Genomic DNA, 20,225 nt, shown 5'->3' with positions numbered 1-20,225 from the left:
TATTAGCCAATGACTGAGATAGGGAGTAACGAGTAGTGTTGTTTAATTATTTAAAAAATGCTGTAACCATATTTTTTTAAATTATGGCATAGAATCTAAATCTAAAGATCGCATACCTTCGCGTTCTATAAAGGTCATCATACTTCCCAATTGCAACCAAACTAATAAACAAGTAAACAGACTAATTGGTAAACCGACTCCTAAAGCTAAGGAGGTGGGAAAGCCAAATATCTCTAAGCCTGAAGACAGAAATAGACAAGTACCGCCAGTTATACCGATAAATGGCACAAGTAATTGTTTGAGTGAGGAATGCGGTTTAGTATTTTCTGTACGCTCGCTGGGCCATTTCTGTACAATTACTTTCAAAGTGCCAGATAATGCCAAACCAGATGTTAATGCTGTCAAAAAGCCAACAAGTAACAGAAAATAAGGCGGTTGCAGAGGAAAATAGTACATGAAAACTCCTGATTTATATTAAAGATTTTTTAGTTTTTGTTTGTTGACTGGTTCCCAGCGAAAGGCGTAAGGAAGGTAGTTTTTGGCAGGATAGCAGCTGCGCCTTCCCTGGATAAGTCTGTTAAAATGCCGATCGCTATATTTAATAAACGATCCGGTTTTAAGTCATCTTTAACCAGGTTCCACAGGCGTTGGACATCTTCGGTATGGAGGCGGTCATCTTCGGTGAGAGCAAGCACCAGCTGTCGCCGCAGAAATTTGCCTTCTTCTGACATTAAAAATTGGAACCCCATCTGGGCTGTGGGCAAGACATCAAAGTTGTTATCGGTACGAGCGATCGCAATCAAATTCTCTAATCGCTGCCACTGAAATTTACCATCTTTGAATAATACATTCAATAATCGTCGCCGTAATTCCGGTGATTCCCCTGTCAGCAAGCGCCGTGCTATATAGGGATAACCCACCTCAACAATTTTGAAATTCGGGTTGAGGCTAAGGGCAATACCTTCTTGAGTCACCAAGGAACGAATAATCAAAGCAAACTTCGCCGGGACTCGGAAAGGATATTCATACATCAGTTCCGAGAATTCATCGGTAATAGTTTTGAAGTTAAAATCCTTGACATTTTTGCCTATGGCGTTTCCCAGCACCGCTTCCAATGCTGGCACAATCGGACAAATATTCGTGTCTGGAGTCAAAAATCCTAATTTTACAAAATCTTCGGCTAAGTCTGTGTAGTCTTTATTCACCAAATGCACCAGTGCATCCACCAGTGTTTCTTTGGTGGTTTGTTCCAACTGATCCATCATGCCGAAGTCAATATAAGCCATCCGACCATCGGGTACAGCAAACAAATTGCCGGGATGAGGGTCAGCATGAAAGAAGCCGTGTTCTAAAAGCTGTTGCAATCCCGATGTAACGCCAATTTGGATAATCGCTTCTGGATCTAAACCTGCTTCCCTGATGCGTTTAGTATCTGTCAATTTGAAGCCATCAATCCATTCCAGGGTTAAAACGTGGGTATTGGTATAACGCCAGTAAATTCCTGGAACTTTAACTTGGGGGTCGTTGCGGAAGTTGCTAGCAAATTTTTCGGCGTTGCGCCCTTCATTTATATAGTCGATTTCTTCAAATAACTTCGTACCAAACTCGTCCACGATTAAAGTTAGGTCGTGACCAAGATTGAGGGGTAACCAGGGAGCTACCCAACTTGCCCCCCAGCGCAATAAATAGAGGTCGCGGGTGAGAGTTGGGCGTAAGTTGGGGCGTTGCACCTTCACTGCAACTTCTTCGCCACTGATCAGACGACCACGGTATACTTGACCCAAGCTAGCTGCTGCTACTGGGCTAGGCGACAGTTCGCTAAAGCTTTCATGAATGGGACGGTCGAGTTCAGTTTCGATAATTTTGTAAGCGATCGCATTATCGAAAGGTGGTAACTGATCTTGTAACTTGATCAGTTCTTCTAGAAAGTCCTTACGTATTAGGTCAGGTCTGGTGGAGAGGGCTTGACCAACTTTGATAAAAGTCGGGCCGAGGCGGGTGAGCAGTTCTCGCAGCTGGATTGCTCGTTTACCCTTGTTCTGCTCAACTTTATCTTGCCATTCGTCCCACTTGAGACTGAGTAGAAATCCCGCAAAAGAGAAGATAATTCTCAGGAGTCGCCCCCACGCTAGCCAGGGACGGTAACTATAGTAGCGAGCGATCGCCTCTGGATTATAGAGTTTTAGCAGAGCAGGTTGATACTGACCCACGCCTTTATTTGCCTCTTCAACTGAAAAATTTACAATGATTGTTTTTCTCCTAACCCACAATTTACTTGCAAGTTCAGGATAGCGGTAGTCTTTTATCTAAAACAACTAGAACCCTTACCCTTTTGGGATACTGTTCGCGGTGATTTTAGCTTATGTTACTGCCTAAGATTTGTTTATCTTTTTCTTAATTATACTTTATAAAACTACAACTACTTATCAAGGTTTCAGAGGATTTTATCTTTTCTTAACTATTATTTATAAAAATATAAATATCGACCTGTGTCTAATTATGCAAATTTAAATAAACGGGGAGTAAAAGTAACTTTATTTACTAACAGTTATATGGAGTAGTAGTACTATTACTGTCTTGGATTTAATCTTCGTTACCATTCCCGCGTCGGAATAAATTCCAAGGCTAATTTAAGTCTTCTCAAGAGGACTAAATACAAAATTTTCAGCCATGTAGAATCAACAAATATAAACCAGAGTCAATCATTTATATAGATGAATCTGGAATGGATAATAGAGACGATTATGGCTATGGTTGGAATGAAAAAGGAAAGCGATTTGATGTACTCTTGCATTGGCAAAAGACAAGGGCGAGTTAATATGATTGCTGCCTACTGTAATGGCAAGTTATTTGCTCCATTTCCTGTTGAGGGTGCTTGTAACCGTAATGTTTTTGAGACGAGGAAGAGAAAGTTGTTTACTGCCATCGCTAAAACTCGGACAAATCTTGGTTGCCGACAATGCCACATTTCATCGCGGTGGACGTATTCAAGAATTAATTGAAACAGCAGGCTGTCAGTTAAAATACTTGCCTCCTTATTCACCTGACCTCAATCATATTGAGCGGTGTTGGTCTTGGTTGAAAAGTCGAATTCGTCAACAAATACTTCAATTTCACTGTCTTCGGGATGCTATAGAAGATGTGCTTCGCACCGCGTCCTAACCGCCTTGTCCGTTGCTATAACAGCAGAGACCAAAGAGCGCAGAGAGAAAAAAGAGATTTTATCAATCACCTTGAAAAGGCTAGTACTAAAATTAGTATAGTGAGGTGGAAGAATCAACCCCTGACTCATAATAGAATTATTATTTATAAGTGCTATAAATTTGGTAATTGTAGTGATCTTGTCACACTTACCAATTACCAATTAGCTACTTTTAACCATCGTGCAATGCTATTTAGATTTTGCCTCCAAGTTTTCTAAACGGCTTCTCAATTCCTGATTTTGTTGTTTGAGTTGATCAAAATCCTCACGCAATTGACGCAGGGTTTTTTCTGAACCAATATTCTTTTGCACCTTAGAAATTTCTTCTTCAGCATAGCGACGTACACGCCCATCGGCTGTTTGTTCAACTAGCGATCGCAAAATTCCCACTGCTTTGGGTGTTTCCATTTGTCCTAATGCTGCGGCTACCGACACTTGCGTTAAAAAGAAGGTTTCTTTCGCTAGTTCTGTTAATTTTTCTAAAATACGTTCCAAATTACCCGGACTTTGACCTACAGAAATCTTTCCTAAAGCGCGAATTGTGGCTAAACGTAAGGGTTGTGGTACACCGAGTTTGGTGTATTCGATTAGCAAATTTAAAGCTACTTCCGAAGTTTTGAATTCAGCTAAACCCGCAACTGCACCACTCCGCACGACTTCATTCCAACCCGCCTTTTCTTCTAAAACGGATTTTAGCAGCTTTAATACCTTGTCTTCCTTGGGTTTCTCTTCCAAGTTTGCAGATGCGATCGCCCCGATCACACGAGAAGCTGCTGCTTCCACGTAGTAGCTAGGATCGCCCTTTTGCACTAATCCTCTCACAGCTCTATAGCTTTCAGCAATTTTAATTTGAGCAAGTGCTTCCACTACAGCTCGTCGGACGTAAGCATTTTTATCTTTTAACCCAAGAACTAAGCCATCAAAGGCTTGGTCTAAATTGATTTGCGCTAGTTGTTTCGCGGCTTCCACACGCACACCCCACAATGGGTCATTTTTTAGCGCTGCAGATAGTGATTTTATTGCTTCTAACCCACCTTTTTTTGCTAAAGCTACTGCTGCATAAATACGCGAAATCGGGTCGGGATCAAATTCTAACTGTGCTTTTAACTCTGATATTGGATACTCTAACGCTACTGTTTTCAGATAATTATTCTCAACATCAAAGCTAATAAATTGGGGCTTATTTTCTAGGGGAAAGTAGAAGCTTTGTTCACGTTCATTTACCCGCACGGTGAAAGTTTTGAGTGCTGTTAGCGGTAGCGGGGCGTTTAGCCCGTATTGAGTGCTGAGTTTTCCATTACTTCTAACTCCTAACTCCTGACTCCTAACTTCTTCCTGTTGGGTATAGCCAAAACCAATAGGTATTTTTAAATCAAACAAATCCTTACTGCCATTTGTACCTTCAGCAGCTTGTGTTTGAGTTACCGTGATTTTTGCCAAATTAGCATCCCCATCCCAAGAGTAAGCTACTTTAAAATCGGGATGACCACCACGAAAAACATATTGGTCAAAGAGGAATAAAAGATTATGTCCGGTAGCCTTTTCAATCGCCCTAAGTAAGTCTACTGTTTCTACGGTTTTGTGGGCATTATCTTGAACAAATGTTTGGATAGCCTGCCAAAACAATTCATCTCCTAATTGGGCCCGAATCATGTGATAAACACAAGACCCTTTCTCGTAAATGTGGCGATCGTAAAGCTCAATAGCTTCCCGGTAAACATGTGTTACCATCGGGCGACGATAGCGACTGCTATCTTCACTTAAGTAACGACGAGCTTCTAATAAACGATAGTAAGCTGCTTCTTCGAGACTATATTCCTGTTCTGTCCACATCACCTCAGAATAGGAAGCCATGCCTTCCTTAATCCAAGCATGAGACCAATGCTTAATCACCACCAAATCACCAAACCACTGGTGCGCGAGTTCGTGGACGACTAAACTTTCAGTATTGCGGTTATCTAAAGCGGCGCGTTCATCCAGCAAGCATCTATCTGTTAATAGTGTTGTGGAAGTGTTTTCCATCCCGCCAAAAATGAAGTCATCGACGCAAACCTGAGCGTATTTTGGGAAAGCATAAGGATAGCCATACTTTTGGCTTAGAAATTCGATCATGCGGGGAGTTTTGCCCATGCTGCGTTTAGCATCTTCCTCCCGTCCCTTTTCTACATAGTAGGTAACTGGTTTACCGTTCCACTCATCCTGAATTTCGGCAAAGTCACCTACTGCTAAAGTCATCAAGTAGGTAGGATGAACTTGTTGCTGTAACCAATGGTAAATTTTGTAATCACCATCTTCTATGGTGTTAATCAATTCACCGTTGGAAATTGCCACCAGAGGGTTGGGGACACGAACGCGAATTTCTGAAGTAGACAGTTGTCCTGGATAGTCAAAGCAGGGGAACCAAAAGCGAGAGTCTTCGTCTTCTCCTTGAGTCCAAACTTGAGTTGGCTTGTTTGGGTAGTGCTTGTCTGGTTGAATAAAGTAAAGACCGCGCTGCGGTTTTGCCACTGAATAGGCGATCGCAATCAGCAAGCTTTTACCAATTTGGGTCACCTCAGCAAGTTGGATGGAAAGCTGTTCCCCGTCGTAGTCAAAATTTTGTGGCACCTCGTCCACCTGTACAGACTCGATATTCAGGTTGACAGCATCCAAAGTCAAACGGTCAATGCCATTACGGATTGGTAAGAGGCGAATGCTACAATTGCCCTGATAGCAAAGCTTTGGGATATCCAAGCTGAGATCGAGAAAAATATGCTCTACCTGTCCGGGGCGATCGGGGTTGTAGTGTGGTCTTGCTCCCGGTAACTCAAAAGGTTTGTGTACGTTGTTATTATCTGTATCAAAATAAGACTTCGACATTGATCCTTACTGACCTTGTAATCCTGAAAAGTCTGGCTTGGCTGGACGTAGTTAAGCAAAATAGCGGTGTCTAAATATATTTCCCAAATCAACAGGGCATTATGGAGGTGAGAATTCCCTTTTGGGATTGGGGGATTAAAATTAATCTCACCCGAATTTCCGAAGGTCGGCTGGCGATCTTTGGACTTTTTTCCATATCCCTCCCGCATTTACTTTCACTGATGTTTTGCACTTTTTTGTCATCGAGTCAAGAATCTCTTGCACCTCGATAAATTTTTATAAGTACAAACACTCCTAATTATTCTTATATAGGACTCTGATTTGATTTTTGAAAACATACTGAGACTGAAAAGCCTGTTTCTCAGGGTTTTATCTGAAATTTTGTTCAAAAATCAGACAGGAGTCCTATAACTTAGGATAGCTTGCCTCTGTTGAGGAGGCTATTTTGTTTTAAATGAACAGCATATCATTTGCCGATTCGCTCCCCATCTCGTGGAAGTATTTTTTAGAGTAATTATTTTAGACTGCTAACTTATAGGACTACTAATTTTATCAGTAAATACCGATCAATGAGCGGAAATTATTAATAAATCCGAAAACTCTACAGTGACACTTGTATAAATCTCGGTGACAATCTGAGCAAAAGAGGATAACAAAATGCCTGAAAGTAAATCCAAGTTTTTCATTCCTGCTGTTGGTGCTGCTGTACTTATCGCAGGAAGCATAGCAGCTTATACGTATTTTAAACCCCCATCAGGAGCTAGCTCAAACGCTCTAGGCAGCGCTAAACTAGTACCTTCAACAGCATTTATGGCAACTTATATTACTACTGACTCTCAAGCTTGGGCAAAGTTACAGCAGTTTGGCACTCCAGAAGCACAAAAATTAGTAGCAAAAGGTCTGGAAAATTTCAATAAGCAAGTGTTCAGTGACAATAACGTTTCTTATGAAAAAGACATAAAGCCTTGGGCTGGTAGTGTAATGATTGCTGTATTACCACCTAATCCTGTAAAGCCGACGCAGTTAAAAGCACCTTTTCAAGCACCTAATGCGCCAATCAATGTACAGCAAGAATCAAATATCTTGATTGTAGTGGGAATCAAGGACAAACTCAGCGCCTTGAATTTTGCTAACAAATTAAAGTCACAAAAAGGTGTAAAATTCCAGGAATCTGACTATAAAGGTCAAAAAATTATAGAAACTACAGAAAATAGCAAGCCAACATATAGCGTAGTTTTAAATAATAGTCACTTAGTATTAGCACCCGAAAAGCAAGCTGTAGAAAAAGCAATTGACACCTTTAAAGGAGAGTCTTCTTTTGCCAGTAAAGAAGGTGCAAGTAGTATTCTCAACAAAGGAGTGGATGTCAAAAACAGCCTCGCCCAAATTTATGTACCAGACTATGCAGGCATGGTACAGCAATTAGCAGCCGGAAGCCCGCAGACAAAGCAGTTACCTCCACAAGCTCTGGTGCAACTCAAGCAGATAAAATCTGTGGTGGCGGGTATTGGTGTTGATGATGCGGGAGTACGGGTAAAAGCGATCGCCAATTTAGATCCGCAACTCAATAAATTTCAGTATCAATCAAGTCCTGGAAATATAGTTGGGCAATTTCCTACTGGTACTTTTGCTCTGATTAGCGGAAATGGTATCAGCCGTGGCTGGGAAACGCTAGTAGAAGAGTCAAAAAATTATCCAGAAATGAAACAAGGTCTTGAACAGGTGCGAGGACAATTGAAATTTGTCAATATTGATCTGGATAAAGATATTTTTGGCTGGATGAATGGGGAATTTGCCTTTGGTGCGATTCCATCTAATCAAGGGGTATTAGCAAATGTTGGTTTTGGAGGTGCTTTAGTATTTGATACTACCGATCGCAAAACTGCTGAAGCCACCTTGACAAAATTGGATACCCTTGTCAAAACCCAACAAATCAACGTCGCCAACAGAAATATTGGTGGGAAAGACGTAACGGAATGGCAAATCCCTAGACAGGGAGCTTTATTGTCACATGGTTGGCTCGATCAAGACACTGTATTTGTGGCTCTTGGTGGCCCAGTTGCTGAAGCGATCGGCGATCGCAAGAATCTATCTCTCGACAATAGCGATACCTTCAAAGCCATTACGGGTTCTTTGCAAAAGCCCAACGGCGGCTATTTCTACATGGATATGGACACAACTCAAACTGTGCCCTTGATTAAGAGTTTAATCTCATCTGACGCCAACGCTATCACCATACTGAGTTCCATTCGTGGTCTTGGTTTTACCGCCACTAGCCCTGATAAATCTATCAGTCAATTGGAGATGTTGTTAGCTCTTAAGCCAAATACTGCAAAATAGGGCATTAAAAAGAGGCAGAGGGGCGGGGTGCGCGAGGCTGCGGGGAAAATTCTCCCTTGCTTCTTCCACACTCCCACAATTCAATTTGCTTCTAGACTGGCGTCCAACAAGTATGTCATAAGTAGAAAAAGCTGTTAAATGCAAAATGATTTATGACCCTTGCTGTAAATACTACTCCTGGCTTCGCTTCCCGTTTGGTAAATGGCGTACTGGCAATCAAACCTTTAGCCGACCTAGCCAAACATCAAGCTAGACAAATGATGATTAAACGTGCCGAGAGAATTGGTGTGCCTTGGACGCAAGAAGTCAAGACACTACAGGCGCTTGATTGGAAGGCTGATCTAGCTCAAGTGCAAAATCCTCAGCTTTCCTACCCCGATTACTATGTCACCTCATTCCATGCCTACGAAACTGGAAATCTCAGTTGGCAAGCCGCTTTTGAGGTAGAACCTGCTGCTTACGCTGTCCACGCTAAGATTTGGCAGGGCGCTGAAGAAGCGCAAGGCGATCCCATGCTGCGCCAAAGTTACCACAATATTCTGAAAAGTCAAATTTCCAATAAGCCGCAAGACATTTTAGATGTAGGGTGTGGTGTTGGCTTGAGTAGTTTTGCCCTACAAACAGTTTATCCCCATGCTAAAATTACAGGCTTGGATTTATCTCCCTACTTCTTAGCCGTTGCCAATTACCGCGCCCAACAACGTCAAGCTAAAATAAACTGGCTTCATGCCCAAGCGGAATCTACCGGGCTACCTGATGCTTCTTTTGATTTAGTTTCCATTTTCCTGATGTGCCACGAATTACCCCAATCGCCAACCCGACAGATTTTAGCCCAAATGCGGCGCTTGCTGCGTCCAGGTGGCTACTTGGCAATCATGGATATGAATCCAAAATCTGAAGTTTACAAAAAAATGCCAGCCTACATTTTGACTTTGCTCAAAAGTACTGAACCGTATTTAGATGAATATTTCGCTTTGAATATTGAGCAAGCTATTGTTGAAGCGGGTTTCCAAACTCCCACAATCACTAACAATACGCACCGTCACCGCACAGCGATCGCTCAGGTGAGTGGTTGATTTCTCTCTACTGCTCTGGGCAGCAATACCACCTTTGCTGCTGCTAGGCTACTACTACTGTCGAGTGCCATTTGCCCCACCTCTGTTAAAGTTGCTGATGTTCTTTATCATCGGCGCAATATCTGGTATCTTAGCCCTTAGCCTCGAATGGATTTTTGAAACTGTAGTCAACAGGGTTGTAGACTGGCATCAGATCAAGCTATGTCTGCCGACAAGTAGCTGCGCGTCTACGCTTCCTGGAATAGCGTTGCGGCAGCTTGTGGAAGTAGGCCCAATTGAAGAAGGCTGCAAGTTTGTAGCGGTTGTTGTCCTAACCTACTATTTGCAACGCAAGTATCGATTATTTGCATCTACCGTTTTCCTCTTCACCATAGCTGTTGCCCTTGGATTCACTGCCGAAGAGAATTGGATTTACCTTTTCCACGATACAGCGTCAATTCTAGACCGTATAATCGGTATGCCAGTCCACGCCATGTTCTCTGCACCTTGGGGATATGCTTTAGGAATCTATATTTCCTCCAACACTCGGTTAAATCAAGACAAAAAGTTCATTTTTAGGGCTTGGCTAAATTCTGTAATCTGCCATGCCCTAGTTAATGTCTTATCAAGTGCTTGGCGTTACTCACTACCTTTAGGTTTCCTGAGTTATGCTTTATTCCCGTTTCTTTTGTGGATGTTTTGGCGACTAGAACAATTACTGCGAAAAGTGCAAGGCAAACCCGTCATTACCCTGATTTCAGGCCATACGCCCCAACACCGTTACTGGCAGAGGAGTTTAGTGCTGTTTGCCCTCGTAATGGGTGGAAATGCTATTTTTGGGCTGTTTCTCTTAGCCAGGATTCTTAGTCCTTTAAGTCCGTCGAAGCTTTTTGATACTGATATTTTGTGGTTTATAATTAGTCGCTTTTTACTAAATCTCTTTTTTGGAGTTTTAGCTTGGGGTGTTTATCGCTATTTGCGACATTCTGCTCGTCGTCGGTATTTTTAAAATATCATTTAGAAAAATGCTAGGGGGTTTCTATGCAAACAACTCCAGTGTGTTGGACGACTGCTGATTTAGAACTATTTGCTGGCGATTCTCGTTCCGAGATACTTCGTGAACGCAGAAATCGCTATGAGATTATTGATGGAGAACTATTTGTGACCAAAGCACCTAACTGGGATCATCAGACGAGCTGCGTCAATATTGCTACAGTTCTTAAGATTTGGTCAGATGAAACTGGTTTAGGTGAGGCTGCGTAGATGCAAAGCAGCTTGTCGTCAGACATCGCACCTGGAATTATTTTCTCAAATTCTGACAATGTGATCCCTGATGTGGTATGGGCAAGCCATGAACCCTTAAAAAACTTACTAGATGAAGCTGGACATCTCACGAGCGCACCGGAGTTAGTTGTAGAGGTTTTATCCCCCGGTGAAAAAAACGAAAAACGTGACAAAGAAACAAAGCTAAAGCTGTACTCGGTACAAGGGGTTCAGGAATATTGGATTTGCAATTCTATACACAAGAAAGTTGAGGTTTATCGACGTGAACAGGCTGCATTAAAGTTGGCAGCTACTTTATTCAGTCAAGATGAGTTAACAAGTCCTTTGCTACCTGGTTTCAACTGCTTAGTTAGTAAACTTTTTTAGTGGCATTGGGGAGCCAGTGCGTTGGGCGGCTCTGCCGACTTGAAGCAACTGGCGTCATGGGGATGATATAAATTCCCTACGTCCTATGCCTAAATTTTCAATTACCTAAATCCTTGCTAATACTGGCTGACTCGCGGCTGCGCTGACTGAATTTGATTCAGATTCAGTACAGTAGATTTCGCAGGAGTTATTGGGACTTTCAATCAGTTTCACTTTGTAAAGTTTAGCTCCTAATTCTTGAATAGGCGATCGCACTAAATTACTAATGTAAAAAGCGATATTCTCAGCAGTCGGCACAACTTCGGCAAAGTAGAGAATATCTTTGTTTAAAAAGGTGTGATCGAATGGCTCTACCACATAATCTTCTATTATTTGATTCAAAGCACCTAAATCAACAATCATCCCAGTCCGTGGGTCAATTTCCCCTTTCACAGTGACTTCTAAATGATAGTTGTGTCCGTGACCGTGGGGACGAGCGCACTTACCATAAACAAGCGTGTTTTCTTCGTTACTTAGGTTAGGGTGAGCTAGCCGATGGGCGGCGCTAAAGTGAGTACTGATGGTAAGGTAAGCTTCCATTGCGTTTCCCATATAATCTGCCCAAAGTTCAGGATGTTCAAATAACTGCACACGGACTAAAGGCAAGTGTGGTGCTAGTCGCTGCCAGATAATCCGTGCAATATTCTCAGTGGTGGGCAGAGTTTGTTGAAATTCTGCCCACGCATCATTGAGATAAGAGAAGTCCAATTGACTGGTAACTTCCCGTTTAATTACATGTTTCACATCAGATAAGTTCAACACCATGCCATATTCATCCAATTCTCCGGCTAGGGAGATAAATAAGACATAGTTATGTCCGTGTCCCGGAAATCTAGAGCAAGCACCAAATTTATTAATATTCTCAGCTTCACTCAGTTCTGGCAACCAATAACGATGACTTGCCGAAAACTGGGCGCGGCGATTAACAATACATTGCATGAGTATATTTGGAAATAAAACTTCAAAAATCTTAATTTTTTCCCACTTCCAGCATAAACTAATTTCTTTGTCATTTGCCATTTCTGAATAACTATACTTTTGCAGTTTTTCCACTTCCGTGACAAGTAATAATACTCTTGATCTGATCTGACTTTTCACGGGATGTGGAAAAGGTCATTTTGAGGGTTTCCCAAGCCTTGATTTTTGCGTTAGCTATTTTCATTAACTCAGAGCTATTGAGAATTAGACTGTGGAAAAAGCCACGCTTTTTCGGAGCTTGACGACTTACCGTGAAAAGTCAGTTTGATTTATGGGTTGTAAAGTCAATTTGGATAGGGAATTTTCGAGATGTGTGTACACCGTAGGCTTCTAGGAGAGAGAAATAGAAGTGAGGTTTTTCAGATACCGTGAAAAGTCAGATGATCTGAGTTGCAGAACCAACAGGACTTCAAAAAAATAAAACATAGAGTAAACTCCCTCTAATAATGATTATTTTCTCATACGGATGGGGTGAGGAATAGGGAGCCGACAGCTGCCTATTCCTCACCTCCTATTTGATAATAATTATCATGAGAGTAAGCTATTTCACCGCAAGTTCCTAATTTCAGTTGCACTCAAAGCACGATTATAGATGCGGACTTCATCAATTAGTCCATTGAAACGGTCACCCAATGGTGTCCCTTCAGCATAGTTCTCCGCTGCACCAATAGTTACTGGATTGTTATCTATTAATAGGTTGCCAGTAACCGGACTAGCACCAATTTGAACACCATCAACATAAAGACGGAGCATACTGCCATCGTATGTCCCTACCAGATGTACCCAACGATCAGCAGTTGGTAAACCTTTGTAAACATCACCTTCACCATTAGTGGTGCCTAATTCCCATTTATAGGTAGTTACTTTATTTCGCGTACCAAACCCCAAAAAGAATTGATCGGGATGGACAAGGGTGCCAATCTGTCTATTTACAACAGCCTGAAAACCCACTGGTTGACCATTTGGACGTGCCCAGGCTGAGACAGTGATTTGATTACTCATAGAGTTAAGACTAGCTGAAGCAGGTATACTGGCATGGGAGCTATTCTTTCCACTCACTTGAAGAGCTTGGCCATATAGCCCAACCGTTCTGCTAGAATTAATCAACGATCCGTTATTATTATTGCCAGAACTGTCTAAAACAGTATTACCTGTTGCTTCTTCAAATTTCCAATAGCCTATTAATCCAGTTGAGCTATCATTATCGGAGTTGAATTTTGAACTGTTAATATTTTGAGCATAAACTCGAGATCCTGTCCCAGCAGTAAAGCCAACAAAGGCTTGGGAACCGAGAACAGAAGTTAAATCAATCTGGTAGGAAAGTGCTGTTGTGGCAGTTGGAAGTTTAATCGAATTTTGGGAAAGGAAAACATCCGGTTTGTCGGTATTGCCATTGTACTCAATCCAAGCATTAATTGGCTTACCGGAGTTCAGATCAATTGGTATACCTAAGTTGGAATCAGTGACAGTACTGGTGGTTGCAAGCGCAGCAGTCACATTACCATCTCGCAGCACAGCAATGTTATTGTTGTTATGATCTGTTGCATTTTTAGAAGTGTCAAACTTGCTCGCCAGACTTTTAGTAATAGGGGTGACAGTTCCGCCATAGCCTAAATTGCCACCACTACTACCGTTAGCACTGACCTTTGCCGGACTATTTTGCAGCACAAAGGTAAATCCATCTCCTCCAAGAGTTCCACCTGTCAATTGAAATTGGAACTGGATTTGAAAGGAGGTGTTAGTAGTGAATGCAATCGGAGTGGTGTAGAAAATAAACATTTACTTTGAGGACTCTCGAATAGACTTGTACGAAAGTCATCATGACACGAAAGAGGAAGAAATCCTTGAAACCATCTAAATTCCGCAAGTATGGGATTAGGGGTATGACTTTTTTAAAGTATCACATCAAAAGCACATTCAATTAGAGTAAGTAGGTCGGTCTAAATAATTATCATTGGGATACTGAGTTTTGGGTAAGGCTGGGATTTCTGTAAGGAGCGATTGCAAAAATCAAAATAACTAATACCCCATGCCCAATGCCCAATGCCCCATGTCCATTAACCGACCTTCCGCACTTCAATATGTAATACATCGATATTCAAAAATATTTCCTAATAATGCTCAATTATTAAGTATTAATACTGACAATTATTGGGGATTTGTGATTGCTATTTAACCACCATTAGCCAGATGTTGGAAATCTTCGTGTATTACACGATGAAGTGCGGAATGTGGGCATTAACTTACAGACGCTTGCGCTTCACAGTGTAATCTCGTAGCTATGCGGAATAGTTCGTGACCTGTGTGTAAATAACGCTCATCATAGTTCAAAGGAAAATAACCTAATTCATCAAGTCCATCTGCTACTTGATCGAGGCTGTAGTAAAGGTGAGCGGCTGTTCTTGCTAAACTAGGCGGATTCGGTAGAGAACGAAAAGTAATTTGTGCCTGCTTAAGGTCATCTCGACAGGTTTTTAAGTATTCTTGAAATTCATCTAACAACTCATCATCAAAGGGATCAGCAGCTAATTGCTCCATTTGTTCTTCTAACGAATAAAGAATGGTACAAAGCAAGCGATTTACTGGTTGGTAAACTTGGCGTAGCCATTCCTCAACTTGCTCGTCAACATCGCGTCCAGTTTTTCGTGTAGTCTGGTAATGCTTTTGCGCTGATGCTGTACGCTGTTGGCGATCGCTATTTAATTTTTGAGAGTCATCTTGCAGTTGTTGGTCATAATCGCGGCGATTTTGGTTGTCGCCTAAGACTTCATAAGCTGCATTGATGCGGATTATCTGCTCTTGATCGGCTGTTTCCTGATTGCTATCGGGATGAAATAACTTAACCAAGCGGCGATAGGCTTGCTTAATCTCCGCAAGGCTTGCACTTGGACTAACTTTGAGAGTTTCGTAATGGTTAGAAACGTGCTTAGAATTGACCATTAATTCAATTTATCGTTAGCTGATGCTAGCGGCTAACCTTGTTTCCAGGTCTTGGAACAACGGTGTACTCAAATATCTCTCACCAAAACTGGGCTGAATTATCACAATTAAACGTCCCTCATTTTCTTGACGTTGGGCAACGCGAATTGCTGCACATAAAGCTGCTCCACTGGAAATACCAGATAGTAGCCCCTCTTCTTTTGCCAAACGCCGACTATAAGCGATCGCTTCTTCATCGGTGACGGTAATCACTTCATCAATCAATTTTATCTTGAGAACTTGCGGAATGAACCCAGCCCCAATTCCTTGGATTTTGTGTGGCCCTGGCCGTCCCCCAGATAAAATTGGGCTATTGGATGGTTCAACAGCGATCGCCTTAAAACTAGGCTTGCGTGCTTTAATCACTTCTGCTACACCAGTGATCGTACCACCTGTGCCCACGCCTGCCACAATCATATCTACTTGTCCATCGGTATCTTCCCAGATTTCAAGAGCTGTAGTTTCCCGATGCACTTTTGCATTGGCTGGATTGCGGAACTGCTGCAACATATAAGTATTTGGCATAGTATTAACCATTTGTTGTGCCCGCCCAATTGCCCCACTCATACCTTCCATCCCTGGCGTTAGTTCTAGTTCTGCTCCGTAGGCCCGCAACATCGCCCGGCGCTCTGCACTCATCGTCTCTGGCATTGTCAAAATTAACCGATAACCCTTAGCAGCTGCTGCCATTGCTAGGGCAATTCCTGTGTTTCCAGAGGTAGGTTCTACCAATACTGTCTTCCCAGGAGTAATCAGCCCTTCTTCTTCGGCAGCGTTAATCATACTCACCCCAATCCGATCTTTGACTGATGCCGATGGGTTCATACTTTCCAATTTCACCACAATTTTTGCAACACATCCTTCTGTTTGGGGAATGCGGTTCAACTGCACTAGGGGTGTACGACCAACCAGTTCTGTAATGTTACGAGCAATTCGCATAATTTAGCCCTTAGTTATTAGTTATTAGTCAGAAGTCATTTGTCAAAAGTCATTTGTGATTAGTCAATAATAATTGGTAAGCCAAGTCCTGTTTGGCTTTATGGTTCCCCCAGGATAGGCAGGTTTTCAAACCTATTGAGCTTGGTGTTAGCATTAGCGAAATCTCGTAAAGCTAACGCCCCAGATCCGGGGTTTCAAAGCCTCTCCTCAAAATGAAGAGAGGTGATTAGTCTACTTTAGGGCTTTCCAAACATTCTCTAAGGGCGAAATAACAAATGACTCTTGAGTAAATGTAGTACATGAGATGCGGAGGTTTGGAGAGGAGTGTACTTCATTTACAAAATGCAGACTAGCCCTTTCAAGGTGACTAATAAAATCTTTTTTTTCTCTGCACCCTCCGCATCTGAAGCGGTTAAAAAATCTTTTTTTAACCTTATTAGGTACAGACAACACAGAGTTAAGAGGTTAAAGATAAAGAGTAGTTTATTGAAAAAATTTTTACCCACCTTGAAAGGGCTAGTTCTAAACTTATAACTCACAACTCATAACTCATAACTTTTCTAGTTTACACCGATTAACTACTGGTGTTTATTTTTTGTTGCTACCGAAAACAAAAAGTCCCGCCTGATGGCGGGGAGCAATAGAGTTCAAAATTGTCTGTGGATAGTCAACACTTTAAAAGGTGAAAGTTGTTCTGAGCGTACCGATAATCGCATCATCGTTATTGCTATTTTGACCAGGAGAGGTCAACCAGATTACACCAGGAGTAATTGAGACGTTATCTGACACGCGATACTTGTAGAAGCCTTCAAAGTGATAAGGTATATCATTACCAGTACCAGCAAAAACTGCTCGGTTACGGGAATAAGGTTCTGCACCAGCAAAGACACCTAAAACGTTACCCTTTTTACCGAAATCAGGTAAGGCTACCCCAAGACCATAGCTCCAAGCTTGATAATCATCATTTGCGCCGAAGCCGATGACATCGTGGTAAGAGACGAAGCCACTAATTGACAGCTTGTCGCTAGGTCTAAAGGCAGCCGACACACCGTAGGAATTGCTGGAAGCTGCGCCTAGTAGAGTGTTAGCTTGTTGAGTACCTACTGCAACAGAAGATGCAAAAGCGTTGTTTACGTTTGATGAAGTACCGGAGTCAAACAACAAACCGCCTGCGCTATATCCGTGGACGTAGGTAGCAGCTAAAGCCAAGCGATCGCCAACACTAAAGTTCAACTGTCCAAGAGCTGCGTAGTCGCCATTGGTTAGACCTGAACTGAGACCAGGATTATTAGCATCCGTTGCTAAGTAACCCGCAGTTATTGAGCTATTTCCTAGAATACCCTGACCTCTACCAAGGGGTAGATTGAGCGCTATACCTGCACCACCACCAATCCGATAGATAGGACTTTCAGAAGCAAAGGTAGATAAAGCACCGTTACCGCCATCAGTTTGATCAAAAAAGTAAGGATTATTGACGGCTGTATAATGGCTGTGCCGTCCACCACTAGCTGCGATGTAAACTTGGGCTGGGCCTATGGGAACTTCATAAGTCAAACGATCTATATTGACACTGTTGTTACCACCCTGATTACCAACTTGAAACGTTTGTGTACCTTCAGCAGTAGTGAGAGCACCACCACCGTTATCAAATTGTCTAAAGGCTGCTGCATTACCTGCTGCTAGACGTGTGTGTAAAATGTCTCTACCAGTGAAGCTGGTTTGCAAGTCTAAACGTACCCGATCTTGGAAGACGGTGTTGTTGTTGTCGCCGGTGTCACCCCCAAACACATCACTAACTGCAAAAATGGCTTCACCAACTAGTTTGGTGGTAGTGGAGAACTGATTAGCTTCCAATTCAGCAGTCCGCGCTTCTAAGGAATCTACGCGGCCGCGTAGGGTCGCTAATTCTGCCGAAAATTCTTCTTGTAACCGTTGTAAAGTAGCTAAATCTTGTTTCGTAACTAGGTCAGCTGTTGCTGTGGCAATTAATTCGTTAACCCGATCCAAACAAGCATTCAAACCAGCAGCAAATTCATAACGAGTCAAAGCACGATTACCGCGATAAGTAGAATTTGGGTAACCTGCAATACAACCATAACGCTCAACCAAGGACTGTAATGCTTGGAATGCCCAATCGGTGGGTTGTACATCGGAAAATTGGGAAACCGATGTTACTTGAGACTGAGAATTATTTTGGTTGCCTTCGTTGCTGTAGCGATTAACTTGATCAATGGTTGTTTGAGCCAATATTTCTGGCTGTTGGGTAACTTCAGTTACACCTGGTTGTGCGGCTGGTGATACTTCAGTGGTTTTGTTTGGAGCCGCCATTGCTGTTGCCGAAACTAACAATGTTGCTCCTAAAACTGCTGGGCTAACCACTAAAGATTTCCACAATATACTAGACATCTTCTCTTTACTCCTCACACCTTGTTTAGATAATTGGTTTCGTTGCACCTAATTCTCAAAAATGCGACATCTCATTGAAACCTGTGGATGAGGCATAGTTGCCACTACTACAATTTTAGTTTTTGCAAAGCTAATAAACGATTAACTTAGGGTTAAAAACTTATCTGATTAACTTATGCAAAAACATATCTTTATATCATAACATTATAAAACATCGGATCTAGATGACAAGATTGGAGTGATCGCCTTAAGAACTGTCACACATAATTATCTAAATATCTAAGCAGGGAGTAAACTTTAGGGCATTCGCTCGCTAGGTAGGCTAAACTGCTCCAAGGTTAGACACTTAGCACATTGTCAGTAAAAATCCCTTCTTGCACTTAGACCTACTGAACTTCGCACATTAATTAAAACACATTGACTCAGCTATACAAATTTAGGCAAAGCCTTTATACGGGTAGTTTATCTGCTATTGTGATCGCAAACACCAGCTTATGAATCAAGAGTTTTGAAACCAGCGCACTCCAAACCAAAACCTGTACTTTTAATCTTAAAGCTTGCTACACCCTGCGTCTCTCGTCGCAGTGACTTCCAGTTAACTACTTAAAGATGTCAGAATAATTACTTAGTTAATTTGGGAAATCGCCTGCGCTAAATCAAAGTCAGCCTGCGTCAGTCCACCTGCATCATGTGTTGTGAGTGCAATCTTCACTTTGTTGTAGGAAACCTCTAAATCTGGATGATGTCCTGCCGATTCCGCAGGCTCCACTAGCTTATTGACAAACTCAATTGCTTGGATAAAATTCTTGAATGTGCGGGTAATCTTCAAGTTGGAGCCTTCAACAGTCCAACCTGACAGAACCTTTGCACTTTCTTGAATTTCCGCCTCAGTGAGTAGTTGTGCCATATAAAGAAATTCCTAGTTGTATTATTTGGGATATATCATAATATTTCATCAAATAAAATCTCTTTTGTTTTCTATAGAGAAATCATGGGAGGATCAACTAGGGAATAATGCCTGTGTGTATATTTAAATCAGACTTAATATATAGATGTTATTGCTCACATCTGCTCAGAAACCAAATTTTGATGCAAGATATTTTTATTTTTTATAAAAGTTAAACAAGTTGGCTTTGCCGCCCTAGGCATCACCATCTAAGTTTTTAAAAGCAAGCATTAATAAAATAAAAGTTATCTATAAAAAAAACTATCCGCTCTGAGTTATATCAGGTGATCTAACTCAGAGCGGTCTAGCGGGTCTTCAGGTTGCAACCAGACTGCCGGAAGGAACTCCGAGCTTGCCTAGCTACTTGAGCTAACTTAGTATCTCAAAGATAACTAAGGCTAACTTTTAGAGAACAGCCCCGGCACACAGCCGGCTAACTGCAACCTGATGACCCATGCATTTACTACTTTCTATCATGGGCATCACCTCCTTGTTGCCTAAGCGGTCTTAGTTTCAAAAAAGCAGAGCCTTTGCTCTGGGTTTATAACCTTCATTTAAGATAACACATAAATTTAGAGATATAAACGATATAAAAAAAAATCCCCCACCAAAAGGCGGGAGATGACTGGAGAATGGGGAATATTGACACTTTCTTGGCTTATGCAAAAAAGATTATTCAATCTGGTTGGTGTCAATTTTCGGTAACCACAACCCTGATTTAAGTCATGGGTTGGCTTTTAATATTAGAGAGCGTTACCGCGAGGTAGAACTTCCTCGGGGAATACAAATTGTTCGTGGGGTTGATCTTGAGGAGCCATCCAAGCGCGGATAC

The 20,225-nt window shown here is 41.9% G+C and carries 12 protein-coding genes and 3 pseudogenes; 5 read left to right on the top strand and 10 right to left on the bottom strand.

What is annotated here, in order from left to right; translation table 11 throughout:
• Positions 1-81: 81 nt before the first annotated feature.
• Entirely contained in the window at positions 82-456 is a 375-nt protein-coding gene (locus ACFE90_RS09940) for a hypothetical protein (protein ID WP_375500016.1), read from the bottom strand.
• A 29-nt stretch (positions 457-485) separates the two neighbouring features.
• Positions 486-2,210 (bottom strand): ABC1 kinase family protein, encoded by a 1,725-nt coding sequence (locus tag ACFE90_RS09935; protein WP_375500014.1) that lies wholly within the window; start codon positions 2,208-2,210, stop codon positions 486-488.
• A gap of 464 nt (positions 2,211-2,674) precedes the next feature.
• On the opposite strand from ACFE90_RS09935, the pseudogene ACFE90_RS09930 reads away from it, so the two are divergent.
• Positions 2,675-3,162: pseudogene (locus tag ACFE90_RS09930) on the top strand (IS630 family transposase); the annotation flags it as partial.
• A 229-nt stretch (positions 3,163-3,391) separates the two neighbouring features.
• Here ACFE90_RS09930 and ACFE90_RS09925 read toward each other — a convergent pair.
• A complete protein-coding gene (locus ACFE90_RS09925) occupies positions 3,392-6,061 on the bottom strand; it encodes a M1 family aminopeptidase (RefSeq protein WP_375500012.1) in 2,670 nt (889 codons plus the stop codon).
• A gap of 657 nt (positions 6,062-6,718) precedes the next feature.
• On the opposite strand from ACFE90_RS09925, the gene ACFE90_RS09920 reads away from it, so the two are divergent.
• The 4 genes and pseudogenes from ACFE90_RS09920 to ACFE90_RS09905 all read left to right on the top strand — a co-directional run bounded on the left by ACFE90_RS09920 (position 6,719) and on the right by ACFE90_RS09905 (position 11,106).
• Positions 6,719-8,401: a DUF3352 domain-containing protein gene (locus ACFE90_RS09920; protein ID WP_375500010.1), complete on the top strand. Its 1,683-nt coding sequence runs from the start codon at positions 6,719-6,721 to the stop codon at positions 8,399-8,401.
• 152 nt (positions 8,402-8,553) lie between these two features.
• A complete protein-coding gene (locus ACFE90_RS09915) occupies positions 8,554-9,477 on the top strand; it encodes a class I SAM-dependent methyltransferase (RefSeq protein WP_375500008.1) in 924 nt (307 codons plus the stop codon).
• A complete protein-coding gene (locus ACFE90_RS09910; protein WP_375500006.1) occupies positions 9,470-10,465 on the top strand; it encodes a PrsW family intramembrane metalloprotease in 996 nt (331 codons plus the stop codon). Before ACFE90_RS09915 ends, ACFE90_RS09910 begins: the two co-directional genes overlap by 8 nt.
• A 32-nt stretch (positions 10,466-10,497) precedes the next feature.
• Positions 10,498-11,106 (top strand): annotated as a pseudogene (locus ACFE90_RS09905) (Uma2 family endonuclease).
• A gap of 105 nt (positions 11,107-11,211) precedes the next feature.
• Here the strand turns inward: ACFE90_RS09905 and ACFE90_RS09900 are convergent.
• The 7 genes and pseudogenes from ACFE90_RS09900 to ACFE90_RS09870 all read right to left on the bottom strand — a co-directional run.
• Positions 11,212-12,084 (bottom strand): 6-carboxytetrahydropterin synthase, encoded by an 873-nt coding sequence (locus tag ACFE90_RS09900; RefSeq protein ID WP_375500046.1) that lies wholly within the window; start codon positions 12,082-12,084, stop codon positions 11,212-11,214.
• Positions 12,085-12,669: 585 nt separating this feature from the next.
• Entirely contained in the window at positions 12,670-13,902 is a 1,233-nt protein-coding gene (locus ACFE90_RS09895) for a LamG-like jellyroll fold domain-containing protein (protein ID WP_375500004.1), read from the bottom strand.
• Between the two features lie 459 nt (positions 13,903-14,361).
• Positions 14,362-15,063: a J domain-containing protein gene (locus ACFE90_RS09890; protein ID WP_375500002.1), complete on the bottom strand. Its 702-nt coding sequence runs from the start codon at positions 15,061-15,063 to the stop codon at positions 14,362-14,364.
• Between the two features lie 15 nt (positions 15,064-15,078).
• Complete coding sequence (gene cysK, locus ACFE90_RS09885; RefSeq protein WP_375500000.1) at positions 15,079-16,041, bottom strand: cysteine synthase A; 963 nt, start codon at positions 16,039-16,041, stop codon at positions 15,079-15,081.
• Between the two features lie 675 nt (positions 16,042-16,716).
• Positions 16,717-18,447: an iron uptake porin gene (locus tag ACFE90_RS09880; RefSeq protein WP_375499998.1), complete on the bottom strand. Its 1,731-nt coding sequence runs from the start codon at positions 18,445-18,447 to the stop codon at positions 16,717-16,719.
• Positions 18,448-19,072: 625 nt separating this feature from the next.
• Positions 19,073-19,354, bottom strand: coding sequence for a 4a-hydroxytetrahydrobiopterin dehydratase (locus tag ACFE90_RS09875; RefSeq protein ID WP_375499996.1), 282 nt, complete (start codon positions 19,352-19,354; stop codon positions 19,073-19,075).
• Positions 19,355-20,136: 782 nt separating this feature from the next.
• Positions 20,137-20,225 (bottom strand): annotated as a pseudogene (locus ACFE90_RS09870) (photosystem II protein D2); the annotation flags it as partial.

This window comes from uncultured Nostoc sp., from assembly GCF_964245445.1.
Classification (GTDB): domain Bacteria; phylum Cyanobacteriota; class Cyanobacteriia; order Cyanobacteriales; family Nostocaceae; genus Nostoc.
The sequence above is the reverse complement of the archived record's forward strand: the minus strand, read 5'-3'. Positions and strand labels throughout refer to the sequence as shown.

Excerpts from the sequence above, each read along its gene's own strand:
- ACFE90_RS09890 (WP_375500002.1), bottom strand. The coding sequence starts at position 15,063 with ATGGTCAATTCTAAGCACGTTTCTAACCATTACGAAACTCTCAAAGTT.
- ACFE90_RS09900 (WP_375500046.1), bottom strand. The coding sequence starts at position 12,084 with ATGCAATGTATTGTTAATCGCCGCGCCCAGTTTTCGGCAAGTCATCGT.
- ACFE90_RS09925 (WP_375500012.1), bottom strand. The coding sequence starts at position 6,061 with ATGTCGAAGTCTTATTTTGATACAGATAATAACAACGTACACAAACCT.
- ACFE90_RS09920 (WP_375500010.1), top strand. The coding sequence starts at position 6,719 with ATGCCTGAAAGTAAATCCAAGTTTTTCATTCCTGCTGTTGGTGCTGCT.
- ACFE90_RS09875 (WP_375499996.1), bottom strand. The coding sequence starts at position 19,354 with ATGGCACAACTACTCACTGAGGCGGAAATTCAAGAAAGTGCAAAGGTT.
- ACFE90_RS09880 (WP_375499998.1), bottom strand. The coding sequence starts at position 18,447 with ATGTCTAGTATATTGTGGAAATCTTTAGTGGTTAGCCCAGCAGTTTTA.
- ACFE90_RS09915 (WP_375500008.1), top strand. The coding sequence starts at position 8,554 with ATGACCCTTGCTGTAAATACTACTCCTGGCTTCGCTTCCCGTTTGGTA.
- ACFE90_RS09940 (WP_375500016.1), bottom strand. The coding sequence starts at position 456 with ATGTACTATTTTCCTCTGCAACCGCCTTATTTTCTGTTACTTGTTGGC.
- ACFE90_RS09895 (WP_375500004.1), bottom strand. The coding sequence starts at position 13,902 with ATGTTTATTTTCTACACCACTCCGATTGCATTCACTACTAACACCTCC.
- cysK (WP_375500000.1), bottom strand. The coding sequence starts at position 16,041 with ATGCGAATTGCTCGTAACATTACAGAACTGGTTGGTCGTACACCCCTA.